Raw genomic sequence first — 14,127 nt, forward strand, 5'->3', positions numbered from 1 at the left:
GGATCTCGACGTTCATCTCATCATGGACAACTACGGCACCCACAAAACCGAAAAAGTGCGTGCGTGGTTCGCTGCGCGGCCGCGTTACCATGTGCACTTCACGCCCACCTCGGCGTCATGGATCAACTTGGTTGAACGCTTCTTCGCGCTCATCTCGGAACGCTGGATCAAACGCGGTTCGCATCGCAGCACTCGGGAACTCGAGGATTCCATCCGCGAATACCTGGAGACATACAACGATGAACCCCGACCGTTCATCTGGCGCAAAACCGCCGACCATATCATCGCCTCCATCGCCCGTGTAAGCGAGCGCCTCAATAATACTTCGAACTATTGTTAAGGGGCACTAGGGCGCTGGGACTGGTGTAAAGGCCCCCCTGCGAGTGGCGCGTTGTGGTGCAGGTTGGTCACAGAATTGGTCACAGGACTTCCGAAGCCGCAAACGAAAAAGGGACCAGCGACTGTAAGTCACTGATCCCTTTCTCTGGAATATGGCGCGCCCGGAAGGATGGCGGCGACGCTGCGCGTCTTGCCTTTCCGGGTGTCGGCCCTGGGCCGACACGTTCCTCGCTGCGCTCGGGATCGAACCGGATTGTTTACGGAGGTTCGAATCCTTTGGGGTTTGGATCAACGAAAAAGGGCACCCGAACGTGGGTGCCCTTTTTCTGGAATATGGCGCGCCCGGAAGGATTCGAACCTCCGACCACCTGGTTCGTAGCCAGGTACTCTATCCAGCTGAGCTACGGGCGCTTCGTCTGAAGGCGCGCATTATCGCGATTGCCTTCGAGGGATGCAAGCCGTAGGAACGGATTCTTTGTCTTTCGCTGGTTTTCAGGGCCGTGGAATGGGGTGGTAGGGCGTGTTGCGAACCTGGTCATGCTCGACCATGCGGTAGTGGATGAAATCGTCCTTGTCGTGGAAGTGGAGGAACGGATTGCCGGCATCTTGTTCTTCCAGGGTGGATTCGGCCTTGTCGGCGTAGTTGTGGCCCGGGTGGATGCAGGTATGCGCCGGCAGGCCTTCGCGCAGTCCGTTCAGGGTGTGGAACATCTGTTCCGGGTCACCGCCCTCGAGGTCGCAGCGACCGCAGCCGAAGACGAACAGGGTGTCACCGGTGATGAGGTCGTCGCCCGCGGGCATGTGGAAGCAGGCGGAGCCCGGTGTGTGGCCGGGTGTGTGCAGGAAGCGGATCTCGGTATCGCCCAGGCGCATCGAATCGCCGCCGTGGTGCAGTTCCGGGCGTTCCAGTCGCTTGCCCCAGAATTCTGCCTCCGGTTTCAGCAGATGGAGGCGCGCGTTCGGGTAGTGTTCGAGGATGGCCTCGACTCCGTTGATGTGATCGTGATGACTATGGGTTAGCAGGATGTCGGAGATGGCGACGTCGTTTTCGCGCGCCTGGCGGAGGATCGCCTCGGGTTCCCAGGCCGGATCGACCACGGCGCCGCGCCGACTGGCGCGATCTTCGATCAGGTATACGAAGTTCTCCATGGGGCCAAGTTCCTGGCGGTGGATGCGATAGGGCAGGGCATTGCGGTCCATCGGCGGATCTCCGTGAAGCATGTGGTGTTGGGCAGGGTCCTGACGGACCATCCTGTGCCGAGACGGTGCCCGATGCCAAATTTCGGGTGGTTCGGCAATGCCTCCGCTCGCGTCGTATCGGCCATGCGGGACAGGTCGCGCCCGAACGCCTCGATCCGGGTTCACCGTATACCCCGGACCGATCCGTTCAGGAGCCGGTAGCGCAGGTTTTCCGCTTGATCTTCCGGTAGCGTCGGTTGTGGGCTGATTCGGACACGGGTCTCCCTAATGGTTTTGCGGTGGATGCTGTGAAGTGCATGCGTGTGAACTAGAGTTGGGTAGGGGAAATGCCCCGGGCATGGGGTCCGGGGCGCCCCGTCCACCTGAATCGGGAGTGTGTAATGAAAGTAATGATTGTGGCCGGACTGTTGGCGTTGTTGTCGTTTCCTGTGGCGGCATCGGATGCGGGAGAGTTTGAGGGGCTTGACCGTGAGACGCTGCAGCAGATGGTGCGGCACAGTGCGGAGCTTGTGCGGATCGAAGACGGTGTGTCGATCGATGAGGCGATCGAGTCCATGAAGCTGCGGGCGAATCTGCGCAACTTCCAGGAAGTGGCCGATCTGCCGCTGTCGGATCAGGTGCAGGCCATGGGGGGTGAGGGCAATTACATGCGTATCCTTGCCTTCTGCGATGCGCTGATCGCCAATCAGATGGTGCAGCACGACATCATCTTTGCCAGCTTCCTGCCGTGCCGTATTGCGGTCGTGGAGGATGACGAAGGTCAGGGCTGGATCGTCACCACCAACATGGACATGATGATGCACGCGACGGATCTCCCCGAGGATCTCGAGGCGACCGCGCGCGAGGTGCGCGATACGATTTACAGCATCGTCGAGGCGGGCCGTACGGGCGACTTCTGAGGCCCTGATACAGGAACGCCCGCGGCCCTTTGGGGCGCGGGCGTTGTTTTTTGGTCTGTTGTTCTCGGGCCGGATCGGCTGCGCCTTCTTCCTGCGCGTGCAACGATCGCCCCGATCTAGCCGTTTGCAGCCTTGCGCTTGATCATCAGCGTGCCGTCCGCACGTGATGCGGCCGTCTTGCGGGAACCCGGGGTCTTCCCGGCGGGGCGTTTTCCTGCCGCGGCATAGGCGGGGCGCTTGTGACTGGCGGGCGCCGGTCCGCGTTTTGCGCCTGCGGGTTTACGGAAGGCCTTCGGCTTGCCCTGTGGTGCGGGCTTTTCGCTGCGTGTGCCGGTGGTCTTGCGCGGCGCCGGTTTGCGCGTGTCGGCCTGGCTGACGGTCTGGCCCGGACGGGGCGCCTGGCGGGTCAGCTCCAGCTTGCGATTGGCTACGTGGATGTTGCCCAGGCGGCGGATCGACGCATCGTCCAGCGAGGCGGGAAGGTCCACGTGGCTGTGGTCGTCGCGCAGACCGATCCGGCCGATATCGCGACCGTTCAGGCCCCCTTCGTTCGCCAGCGCACCGACGATGGCACCCGGTGCCACGCCGTTATTGCGCCCCACGGGCATGTAGTAGCGCACCATGTCGGCTTCCGGTTCGCGATCCTTGCCGCGTGACGGACGCTCACCCCGGGGGCGGTTTTCGCGGCGGCTGTTGCCGCGCTCGGAATAGGGCGCACGGGCAGCGGCCAGCACAGGATCGGCCCCATTCCGGGCGTTGGCGTCCAGCGGGCTGCCGGCGGTTGCAAGGGCGATCAGGGCGGTGGCGAGTTCCCGTTCGGTGGCCCCGGTAGCGGCCAGCAGGCGCTCCACCAGCGCGGCGTGGGTGGTGGCGGACTCGGTACCCAGCAGGGCCTGTACGCGTTCGGCAAAGCGCGCCTCGCGGCGGGCCTGCACGGCCTGGCGATCAGGAACAGACTGTTCGCGCACTGGCTTTCCGGTCAGGCGTTCGATGTCGCGCAGCATACGGCGTTTGCGCGGTTCCAGGAACAGGATGGCGCGGCCCTTGCGGCCGGCGCGGCCGGTGCGGCCGATGCGATGGACGTAGACCTCGGCATCGCCCGGCGCGTCGAAGTTGAAGACGTGACTGATGCGCGGGACATCAATACCGCGGGCGGCCACGTCGGTCGCGACGATCACGTCCAGACGGCCATCGCGCAGATCGCTGACCACGCGTTCGCGCTCGCCCTGTTCCATGTCGCCATTCAGGGCCGAGGCGGCAATGCCGGCCTGCCCGAGGGCGTCCGCGATCTCGACCGTGGAGGCCTTGGTGCGGGCGAAGACGACGGCGCCATCCAGGGCGTCCTCGGTCTCCATCAGGCGGGTCAGGGCCTCCAGCTTGTGGCGGGCGTCCACCAGGCAGTAGCTCTGGTCGATGTCGGTGCCTGCCTCGTTGCCGGCGCCAATCTTGATCTCTTCCGGTTCGCGCATGTGGCGGTGCGCAATGCGGCGGATCGGGGCCGGCATGGTGGCCGAGAAGAGTGTGGTCTGACGGGTGTCGGGCGTCTGTTCGAGGATCCATTCGATCTCCTCGACGAAGCCCATGCGCAGCATCTCGTCGGCCTCGTCCAGCACGACGACCCGCAGGGTATCGAGACTCAACGTGCCGCGTTTGATGTGATCCACCACCCGGCCGGGCGTACCCACCACGATCTGCGGGCCCCGGCGCAGGGCGCGCAGTTGTTCGCCCATGGGCTGGCCACCGTAGACGGGCAGGACATCGATGCCGTCGAAACCGGCGGCGAATTCGGTCAGTGCGCCGGCGACCTGATTGGCCAGTTCGCGGGTCGGGGCCAGCACCAGTGCCTGGGGAACGCGCTGGGCGGCGTCGATCAGGTCGATCAGCGGCAGGCCGAAGGCGCCGGTCTTGCCGGTGCCGGTCTGGGCCTCGCCCAGGACATCACGACCCTCCAGCAGGGCCGGAATGCACGCGGCCTGTACCGGGGTCGGGTTGGAGAAGCCCATATTCGACAGGGCACGGACCAGCGACTCGGAAAGCCCGAGCTGGGAGAAGGAGGGGGAATCGGACATCGGGGGTACTCACACAGGCCGGAAACAGAGGCCCGGCGAAAATCGGATGGCAAATGCCAAGCAAATATTGTACACGAATCAGGCGCGTAACAAACGAGAATTTCAACATTTTTCGTGCAAGCCGCCAGAAGCAATGGATTCGCGGGGCCTGACCGCCAGTGAGAAGGCGGCGGGTCGGCGGTCACGGAGATCGCGGCGAGCATCCGCTGGCGGTCGCTTTCGGCCGAGTCGTGTGGGAAGCGCCTGCTCTCTGGTTACGCCCCTAATGACCGCGGCGACAGACTGTCGATCACATCCGGATTCGGGCGTATGTCGCGCGCCCTGGCGCGGATGTTCCGGTGGTGTCGGTCGAGGCGGTTTCTGGCCAGAGCCTTAGCGGCGAGCCGCATGCGGCAGGAAACAGTACCCGGGCAGGCCCCTTGATCAGGCCCTGCCCGGGTACGAGCGGTGTGGAACGGTCTGTCATCGCAGACACAACGGCCGGGGTTGCCCCAGGGCGATGACCCGCCCGTTTTTTACCGGCGCGCCGGGCCGCTCAGTGAGGTTCGCGGTGGACACAGGCCAGGATCGCGGTGGCAATGTCGGCCGGTTCGATACCCGGCGCGTCCAGGCCGATCTCCTGGACGCAGGCGGCTGCGGTGGCTTGCAGTGCCTCCATCTCCAGCGGTTGACCGTGCAGGGCCTCGGCAATGCGATCCATGCCGTCTTCCGGGAAGACCGTGAAATCGCCGGACAGCAGGAGATCGGCGATGTGGTCGTCCTTTTCCATCAGCTGAGCACGGATCAGGCCGCCGGGCGCCTTGTGGGCCCCCTCGGTCAGGTGGGTGCCGGCGGCGATCTTTACGCCCATCTCCACGAATTTACGGCCCTTGCGGTAGGTCCATTCGGGGTCGGTGAGCTCGGCCATCTGTGCCTCGATGGCGGCGGTCTCCTCGGCGCCGGGCTCGCTGATCTCGACCTCGACGTCGAGATCGCTGGCCACCCGTTTCAGGAAGGCCTCGCGCACGGTCTCGCGGGCCGGCATCTCGCCGAGTTCGCGGGACAGCGTGGTGATGTAGTCCTCCATGCCGGCGCGCAGCTTGTCGCGGAATTTCTCCGACGGCACCTTGAGGCAGCGCGCCATGGTGGCGGTGTCGAAGTCGAACATGAAGCTGCCGACCATCACCGTTGCGTTGCCGATACTCGCCGCACCCGTGCCGCCGATCTTGCGGCCGTTCACGTGGATGTCGTTGACCGGACGGAAGGTCGCGTTCACGCCCAGGTCCTGATAGGTGTTGATCACCGGGTCGATGAACTTCCTGTAGATATCCGAGACGATCCGCGGTGCCTTTGCCGACGGATAGATGAAGTGAAAGAACATCTGGTTGTGGTCCAGATAGACCGCACCGCCGCCGACGTGACGGCGGATGATGGGCAGGTTCTGCTCTTTGCAGAAGTCCTCGTCCGCCTCCAGGGCGATCTCCTGGTGCAGGCCCACGCAGACGTAGGGATCGTCCGGGTTGACCAGGGTGAGCACCGGGTCGTCGTCCTTGCCCATGGCCTCGGCGATGCCGTGGTAGACGGCCTGGGAGCGCACGGCCGGTTGCTGGCCGAAGTCGATTACGCGTAAACGCATAGCGGTTTCCTTGTCCTGTTCGTGAGGCAGTCGTTCAGAATTCTGCATTCCAGGTGAGCCCGAAGCTGCGGCCCGGCGCCTGGATGTCCTGGACCCCGTTGGCCGGGTCCAGACGTGCCTTGGTCATTTCGTTGACATGCTCGCGGTAGGTCTTGTTCGCGATGTTGGTCACGCTGAAGGTGATCTCGTTGGAACGAAAGCCTGCGCTCGGCCCGAAGCGGTAGCCCACCGCGAGGTCTGCCGTGGCGAAACCGGAGGTTTCGCGCTCGCTGTCTTGCGTAAACCTGTCCGCCGTGCGGTTCTGGCTGGCGACGGCGCGCAGACGGGCGTCCCACTGCCAGCCCTGGGCCATGGACTGGCTCAGACCGATGCTGGCCTCGGGGGGTGGTATCTGGGTGAGCGGTTCGTTGAAGCGGCTGTCGCGGTTCTGTCCTCGGATCCAGGTCGCGCTCGCGTAGCCGCTGATTGCATCGGTGAAGGCGTGCTCTACCAGGGCCTCGAGTCCATGGATGCGGGCCTCGTCGAGGTTGATGGTCTCCTTGGTGGGCTGCGCCGCATCTTCCACCACTCGTCCGCCAATGTAGTCACGGATGCGGCTCTCGTAGGCCGCGACGGTATATGAGGTCGCGCCGATGTGGCCACGGGCGCCGACCTCGAAGGTGCGGTTGCGTTCCGGGTCGAGCTGCGGGTTGCTGAGCCAGGTGAAGCCGTCGCTGTAGGGGTAGGTAAGGTAGCGTTCCAGCAGGCTGGCGGAGCGGTAGCCCTCAGACAGACTGAAGTAGGGGTTGAAGGCCTCGTCGAGGTGCCAGGTGAGCCCGGCCGACCAGCTGAAGTTGCGGTCGGTCTTGTCCAGCGGCTCGGAAACCCCCATGGCGGCATCGGCACTGCCTCGCACCTCGTCGTAACGTGCACCAAGGTTTACAGTGGCTTGTTCGAGGTAGGTCTCATGCTGGATGAACATGCCGGCCGACTCGATTTTGCCGTTTTCGACCAGCGGCATTCGCACGGCCGGGTCGTAGTCGGGCGGAACCCCGATGAAGGACACAGGGCTCGCTCGCAAGCGCCAGGCCTCGGCCCCGATCAGCAGGATCTGGTCATCGGTCGGGAAAAGCTCGGTCTGGACGCGCAGACCATCCGTGGTGAAATCGGTATCGGAAGTCCGGTAATCCTGCTGCAGCCGGTCGCTCCAGTCGTAATTGCCACGGGAGAGCTCCTGGCGATAGATCGAGGCTTCGAGGCGAGGTGCCCAGGCCCCGGGCAAGTCGCCTTCATAGCGCACTTCCAGCAGGTCACGGGTTTGTCGTGGGGTGTAGTGCGTGTTTACACCCTGGGGGCGCTGGCCATCGCTGGGCGTCAAGGTACGCGAGGCGAGGTACCAGACATCCTTGCGTTCGTCGCGCTGGGCGCGGAACTGGACCTCGTGGCCCGGCGCCAGCTTGCCGCGATAGCGCAGGTGGTAGGCGTTCTGTTCGGTGCCGGAGTCGCGCAGGCGGTCGCCGTCGCCCGTCTCGTAATCGTCGGTGTTCAGGTAGGCGACGGACAGGTCCAGCACGTTGCGGTCGTTGGACAGGGTTACGCCGATAGCGCCGCGGATGCCGTCATCCACCGAGGTGACCCCCAGACGCGAGAAACCACGGGTTTCGGGCTCCTCGGTGAAATCGCCGCCGCGAGTGATGATGTTGATCACGCCGCCCATGGCGCCGGCGCCGTAGAGCACGGAGCCCGGGCCGCGCACGATCTCGATGCGTTCGATCAAGTCCACGTTCACGTACGACGCCAGCGAGCCGCGCGCCGGGGGCTGCATGGCGTTGATGCGTACGCCATCCACCAGCACCAGGATCTGGTCGCGCTTGAGTCCGCGGATGATCGGATCGGAGCCCACCGATCCGTCGACAGCGGTGGCGATGCCTGGCTGGCCCCGCAGCAGATCGCCCAGGGTTCGGGCCTCGCGGTTGCGGATCTCGCCGGACTCGATCACGGTAACGGATGCCGGTGTATCGGCCACGAGCGTTTCGTAACCGGTGGCAGTGACCGAAACCGTGCCCAGTGTCTGGACGTTTTCCTGTGCGGTGGCGAGGGCAGGCGTGGCCAGCAAGCTGGCAAGCGTCAGCCGACCGAGAGTACGGCGTTTCATTAGCGAAAGATCCCCAATCGATATTTCAGGACACGCTAAAGTACGGTCGCCGTTCGCGCGAGGCAATTTAACCTGCGGAAAGACCGGACCCTTTCAAATGGGTGGCGATCGCCACATCACAGCAGCAGGGAGGCATCAGGATGATCGAGCTGGGGATTGTGGCCCTGATGACCTTCTTCGTGACCATTGGTCCGGTGGATGTGGCCGTGGTCTTCGCGATCCTCAGTCGGGACGTGGATTCGGTGCAGCGTCGTGCGATGGCGATCCGCGGTGCGCTGGCCGCGACCGTGATTCTGTTGCTGTTTGCTCTGGTGGGCGAGGCCGTACTGTCGCTCCTGGGGATCTCGCTGGCCGCGCTCTACACCGCCGGTGGCATTTTGTTGCTGCTGATCGGGATCGACATGGTATTCGCGCGCAGTTCGGGGGGTGTCTCGGCGACGGAGGCGGAGACCCGGGAGGCCCGCATGCGCAAGGACCTTTCGATCTTTCCTCTGGCCACGCCGCTGCTGGCCGGGCCCGGTGCCATGGGTGCGGCGATCCTGATGATGAGTCGTGCCGAGGGCGAGTGGGGCGCGCAGCTGGTGGTGATTGGCGCGTTGCTTGCCGTGATGCTGCTGGCTCTGGTGTGTCTGCTGGTCGCCGCGCATCTGCAGCGATGGTTGGGTGTCACTGGTGGCCATGTCCTCACTCGTGTCCTCGGAGTGCTCCTGAGTGCGCTGGCGGTACAGTTCATCTTTGACGGCCTGCAGCGAAGCGGCCTGCTGTCGGGTTGATGCAGTGGGTATACCGGCTCTGGTGTCCGGCCGTGGCCACTCGGGTTCCGGGCGCCTGCTGCGACAAGAAGGGGGCTTCGAGAACGGGGCTGAATCCGGTGACCACGCTGCGGGGTCTGAATGGTTTGTTTTTATAGAGTATTCCGTAGTTTATAATGCGAAATTAACAATATACATCAAGTAATGGCCCGGGCCCTTCAGGCCGCGCCGCTGCTCCTGGTTTGCGCGCTGCGGGCGACATCGCGCACGGCATGCCGGAAGGCCGTGCGCAGCGGGGCGTTCAGGTACGGGCGCGCACGCCGCGGCGGGATGCCCTTGCGCTGGCAGAACAACGCCAGGGCATAGGCCAAGTCATCGCGCGATAACGCGGCCTCGCGCTCCGCCGAAGGGCCCTTGCAGGCACCGCAGCCATTCACGCGTGCATGGAAGGCGGTATTTGCGAGCATGATGCCGAAGCCCAGTTGCACGGCCAGCAATTCCGCGATGTGCGGCGTGTTGTGCTCGGCGGCGGGTGCCGAGTGCTCGGCGGTCGGAAGAAGACGCAACGCGATCTCGCGGGAGAAATGGGCGATCAGGGCCTCGGAATGCGGCACCAGATGCGGGTCGTAGGGGATACGTACGAGCCCGGCGGTCGGCGCGGTCTCTGCCACCGGCGTCGCCAGTGTGTCCCACGCGATCGGGTTGTCCATCAGGCCCCCCGCGTGCGCGAGCCGGAAGGGGCTGTCGGTCAGACCGGCGTGCTCCAGCACCCGGTCGAACACGATCTGAGCCATTTGCGGCGCGTTATCCGCACGGCCGGGGAAGTGCTCTGCGGTCGGGCACACCAGATGGACTTGATCCAGCATGCGTCGCCACCCGGACTGAGCCGCGGACCAGTCGAAGACGGCCTCGATCCAGGCACGGCTTTCCGGATCAAGCGCGGGTGCGCGCTGGAACAGTCGGGGTAACAGAGTCAGCACGCGCGATCGTCCTCCGGGGCGAGTGTGACGCCATTGTAGGCCAGGAGCCTGTCGGATTGGACAGGGACTGCTGCGTGCACGGGAGAGTGAAGACGGGACAGCGGCCCCTTTTGACGCTCTCGCTCGTTACCTGGCCCCACGGTGTGCCTCGAGAGAGCGAAAAAAGGACCTCACTTTCGCTACGACGCTCGCGACGACCGCCCGAACTCGACAGATCTAGGGAGACGCTGATTGAATCGCACGTCCGCGTGGGTGCCCGCCAGTTTCTCGAGACAAGCGTTCCGAGACAAGACGCGTCGTGCCGCGGGTAGTGGTTCTGCCCGCCCGTTTCTGATGGATTCGGGGCGCAACGCAGGATCGGGCCATATTCATTCAGAATCGGGGGGGGCACCAGCCCCGCAAGCCATTGAAAGCAGGGGCTCGGCCGCCCGTTGTTGATCAAAAACGGGCGCGGGAACGGCGTTGCGGCTCACCTGTAGCAGAATGACTGCGCGGCCGCCGCGCTTCAAACGCACGCAAAAGCGACTCGAGCGCGGACGCGCGATTCAATCAGCGTCTCCCTTGCAGGGGCGCCGGGTATCGCGATCTGGATGATGTGGCGAGGCAACTTGCAGGTGTAATGTGCGGGCACAAAAAAGGCCCGGGCCTGTGGCTGCCGGGCCTCGCTCGCAGTCGCGAGAACTTAGTTGAAGGCCTCGCCCGGCTTAACGCCCAAGGCCTTGAGGATCATGGCCAGCGGGCAGAAGCCGGTGAAGGCGGATTGCAGCAGGTTGAAACCGACAAACAGGGTCAGGATCAACCACATTGGGCTGAAGGCCCACGCGAGGATGGCGCTGAGGATTACGACGACGCCGGCGAAGGCGAGAACTACGCGGTCAATGCTCATGGGACTGATCTCCTGAAATTGTATAAGTATTCTCTAATATACGGGTCTGGCGGGTAAATGCAAGTGGCCGGCCCTTGTTCCGGCGATGCATGCCAACTGATTTGATGCTGTTGAATCGCGGTGGTTCAGGGTATGGACGCAATCGGGTGGAGGTATCGTCCTTTATTCCGCTCTCGCCCGTTATATAGACCCATTATGCGCCTCCCTGCCCAGCGCTCGTGACGATCTCCCAAGCCCGAGAGGCTCCTAACGTTCTTCGATCGTGACGTATTCGCGGGCGGGGTGGCCGGTGTAGAGCTGACGCGGGCGGCCAATACGCGATTCCGGGTCCTGCATCATCTCGTTCCAGTGCGAGATCCAGCCGACGGTGCGGGCGAGGGCGAAGATCACGGTGAACATGTTCAGCGGGATGCCCATCGCGCGCAGGATGATGCCGGAGTAGAAGTCGACGTTCGGGTAGAGCTTGCGCTCGATGAAGTAGTCGTCCTCCATCGCGATGCGTTCGAGCTCCATGGCCACGTCGAACAGCGGCTGGTTGTCGGCACCCATGTCGCCCATCTCTTCAAGCAGTTCGTGGCATATCTTGCGGATGATCTTGGCGCGCGGGTCGTAGTTCTTGTAGACCCGGTGACCGAAGCCCATCAGGCGGAAGGGGTCGTTCTTGTCCTTGGCCCGGGCGACGAAGTCCTCGACGCTCTTGTCGCTGTGGACGATCTCCTCGAGCATGCGGATGACCTTCTCGTTCGCGCCGCCGTGGAGCGGGCCCCACAGCGAGGCGATGCCGGCGGAGATGGCCGCGAACGGGTTGGCCTCCGAGGAGCCGGACAGGCGCACGGTGGAGGTCGAGGCATTCTGTTCGTGGTCGGCGTGCAGGATCAGGATCAGGTCCAGCGCGCGCACGAACAGCGGGTTCGGCTGGTAGGGCTCGCTGGGCACCCCGAACATCATCGACAGGAAGTTGGCGGTGTAGGAGAGCTTGTTGTCCGGATACATGAACGGCTGGCCGTGGGCGTACTTGTACGACCAGGCGGCGATGGTCGGCATCTTGGAGATCAGCCGGTGCGCGGCGATGCGGCGGTGTTCCGGGTTATGCACGTCGACGTTGTCGTGATAGAAGGCGGACAGGGCGCCGACTACACCGACCATGATGGCCATCGGGTGCGCATCGTGGCGGAAGCCGTCGAAGAAGCGGCGCACCGCCTCGTGCAGCATCGAATGTTCCTTGATGATCCGCGAGAAGTCGTGCAGGTCGTCGGAGGAGGGCAGTTCGCCGTTCAGCAGCAGGTAACAGACTTCGAGGTAGGTGCTCTCGGAGGCGAGTTGTTCGATGGGGTAGCCGCGATAGAGCAGGGTGCCTTCGTCGCCGTCGATGAAGGTGACGTCCGAACGACAGCTGGCCGTGGACATGAACCCCGGATCGTAGGTGAAGTAGCCGAACTCCTTGTAGAGGGCGCGGATATCCAGGCAGTTGGGGCCATGCGAGCCCTCGTGGATCGGCAGCTCGATGCTCTTGCCGGTGGTGTTGTCGGTCAACGTGACGGTTTTGCTCATGGAACGGCCTCGTGGGATAGGGGTCGCCAGAATGCGGATTCCTCAATGGTAAACCAAAGGCAGGTGGCGGGCAGCGAGCGCCAGGCGGGGCCGGGTGTCAAACGGAGGGTTGCGGCGGCCTTGTCGGTCCGGCCGCGGCCGGCCGCTTACAGACGGGGAAGATCCGGATGTGGCAATTGCCCGCCGTGCACATGCTGGCGGCTGAACTCGGCACAGCGTGCCAGAGTGGGGACTGCCTTGCCGGGATTGAGCAGGCCCTGCGGGTCGAAGGCGCGCCGCAGCTGGTGAAACTGTGCCAGCTCCGGGGGGGCGAACTGTACGCACATGCCGTCGAGTTTTTCCACGCCCACGCCGTGTTCCCCGGTGACGGTGCCCCCCACCTCCACGCAGAGTTCGAGGATCTGCTGGCCAAAGGCCTCTGCGGTCTCCAGTTGTCCGGGCTGGTTGGCGTCGTACAGGATCAGCGGGTGCAGGTTGCCGTCGCCGGCATGAAAGACGTTGCAAACGCCCAGGCCGTGTTCGTGCGACAGGAGGTTGATGCGTTCCAGTACGGTGCCGAGCTGATGGCGCGGGATTGTGCCGTCCATGCAGTAGTAGTCGGGCGAGATGCGTCCGGCGGCCGGGAAGGCCGCCTTGCGGCCTGCCCAGAAACGCGCGCGTTCGGCAGCGTCCGCTGCAGTGCGTACCTCGGCAGCGCCCAGGGCCAGCAGTTTCTGACGCACCACCATGATGTCTTCGGAGACCTCTGCGTTGGTCCCGTCGAGTTCGCACAGCAGGATGGCGGCCGCATCGACCGGATAGCCGGCGTGCACGAAGGCCTCCGCTGCGCGGATGGCCGCGTTGTCCATCATCTCGAGACCCGCAGGGATCAGGCCGGCGGCGATGATGCCCGCCACGGCGCGACCGGCGGATTCGACGTCGTCAAAACTGGCCAGAAGGACCTGGGTTCGCTCGGGACGCGGCAGCAGGCGCACGGTGACTTCGGTCACGATGCCCAGCATGCCCTCGGAGCCGATCATGAATGCGAGCAGATCGAGGCCGGCGCTGTCCAGGGTCTTGCCGCCGAGCCGGATGATCTCGCCCTCCAGGGTGACCATCTCCAGTCCGATCACGTTGTGCACGGTCAGGCCGTATTTCAGGCAATGCACGCCGCCGGCGTTCTCGGCGACATTGCCGCCGATGGAGCAGGCGATCTGCGACGAGGGGTCGGGGGCGTAATACAGCCCCTGGGGCGCGGCGGCCTCGGAGATCGCGAGGTTGCGCACGCCGGGCTGGACCACCGCGCAGCGGTTGTCCGGGTCGATCTCCAGGATGCGGTTAAAGCGCGCCAGGGACAGCAGCAAACCCGTTTCGCTGGGCAGCGCGCCGCCGGACAGGCCCGTGCCTGCGCCGCGCGGGATGACCGGCACGCCATGTGTCCGACAGGCGCGCAGGCAGGCAAGCAGTTCATCGCGGTTGCGCGGCAGGGCCACGGCCCCGGGCATCCGGCGATAGGCGGACAGGCCGTCGCACTCGTAGGCCCGGCGTTCAGTTGCTTCGACCACTAGGGCATCCGCGGGCAGTTCGGCCGTCAGGGTCGCGATGACGGTGGCGAGGGCCCGTGTGGCGGCTGGGTCGGGGGCGTGGGCTGACAATGTGTTCATGGGGTCGATGGTAGGGGCCTGCCGGGGGTACGCGAGGTGGTCGCATAAACTGTAGGCTT

General features: G+C 64.5%; 11 protein-coding genes and 1 tRNA gene. 3 read left to right on the forward strand and 9 right to left on the reverse strand.

The features are described 5' to 3' along the window. A partial coding sequence (locus tag G332_RS0110575; protein WP_019626965.1) for an IS630 family transposase occupies positions 1-340 on the forward strand: 340 nt, incomplete at its 5' end. 333 nt (positions 341-673) lie between these two features. On the opposite strand, the gene G332_RS0110580 is transcribed toward G332_RS0110575, so the two are convergent. Both G332_RS0110580 and G332_RS0110585 read right to left on the reverse strand, forming a co-directional pair. Continuing rightward, a tRNA-Arg gene (locus tag G332_RS0110580) sits at positions 674-750 on the reverse strand. Between the two features lie 81 nt (positions 751-831). Next, positions 832-1,539 carry an MBL fold metallo-hydrolase gene (locus G332_RS0110585; RefSeq protein WP_019626966.1) on the reverse strand — a complete coding sequence of 236 codons (708 nt, stop codon included), beginning with the start codon at positions 1,537-1,539 and terminating at the stop codon, positions 832-834. 380 nt (positions 1,540-1,919) lie between these two features. Between G332_RS0110585 and G332_RS0110590 the strand changes: the two genes are divergently transcribed. Further along, positions 1,920-2,438: a DUF302 domain-containing protein gene (locus G332_RS0110590; RefSeq protein WP_026340790.1), complete on the forward strand. Its 519-nt coding sequence runs from the start codon at positions 1,920-1,922 to the stop codon at positions 2,436-2,438. Between the two features lie 116 nt (positions 2,439-2,554). Here G332_RS0110590 and G332_RS0110595 read toward each other — a convergent pair whose 3' ends face one another. The 3 genes from G332_RS0110595 to G332_RS0110605 form a co-directional block, all read right to left on the reverse strand. Continuing rightward, positions 2,555-4,507: a DEAD/DEAH box helicase gene (locus G332_RS0110595; RefSeq protein WP_019626968.1), complete on the reverse strand. Its 1,953-nt coding sequence runs from the start codon at positions 4,505-4,507 to the stop codon at positions 2,555-2,557. A gap of 535 nt (positions 4,508-5,042) precedes the next feature. Next, entirely contained in the window at positions 5,043-6,122 is a 1,080-nt protein-coding gene (locus tag G332_RS0110600) for a lipoate--protein ligase (protein WP_019626969.1), read from the reverse strand. A 34-nt stretch (positions 6,123-6,156) separates the two neighbouring features. Beyond that, on the reverse strand, positions 6,157-8,256 hold the full coding sequence (locus G332_RS0110605) for a TonB-dependent siderophore receptor (RefSeq protein WP_019626970.1): 2,100 nt from the start codon (positions 8,254-8,256) through the stop codon (positions 6,157-6,159). A 140-nt stretch (positions 8,257-8,396) separates the two neighbouring features. Here G332_RS0110605 and G332_RS0110610 point away from each other — a divergent pair, with 140 nt between their 5' ends. Further along, entirely contained in the window at positions 8,397-9,029 is a 633-nt protein-coding gene (locus G332_RS0110610) for a MarC family protein (RefSeq protein ID WP_019626971.1), read from the forward strand. 197 nt (positions 9,030-9,226) lie between these two features. On the opposite strand, the gene G332_RS0110615 is transcribed toward G332_RS0110610, so the two are convergent. The 4 genes from G332_RS0110615 to G332_RS0110630 all read right to left on the reverse strand — a co-directional run bounded on the left by G332_RS0110615 (position 9,227) and on the right by G332_RS0110630 (position 14,068). Further along, a complete protein-coding gene (locus G332_RS0110615) occupies positions 9,227-9,988 on the reverse strand; it encodes a hypothetical protein (RefSeq protein WP_019626972.1) in 762 nt (253 codons plus the stop codon). A gap of 682 nt (positions 9,989-10,670) precedes the next feature. Further along, complete coding sequence (locus G332_RS0110620; RefSeq protein ID WP_019626973.1) at positions 10,671-10,874, reverse strand: DUF2892 domain-containing protein; 204 nt, start codon at positions 10,872-10,874, stop codon at positions 10,671-10,673. 246 nt (positions 10,875-11,120) lie between these two features. Continuing rightward, entirely contained in the window at positions 11,121-12,425 is a 1,305-nt protein-coding gene (locus G332_RS0110625) for a citrate synthase (protein WP_019626974.1), read from the reverse strand. 146 nt (positions 12,426-12,571) lie between these two features. Further along, positions 12,572-14,068, reverse strand: a complete 1,497-nt coding sequence (locus G332_RS0110630) for an FAD-linked oxidase C-terminal domain-containing protein (protein ID WP_026340791.1) — start codon at positions 14,066-14,068, stop codon at positions 12,572-12,574. Positions 14,069-14,127 lie beyond the last annotated feature (59 nt).

Source organism: Thioalkalivibrio sp. ALJT, assembly GCF_000381825.1.
GTDB lineage: Bacteria > Pseudomonadota > Gammaproteobacteria > Ectothiorhodospirales > Ectothiorhodospiraceae > Thioalkalivibrio.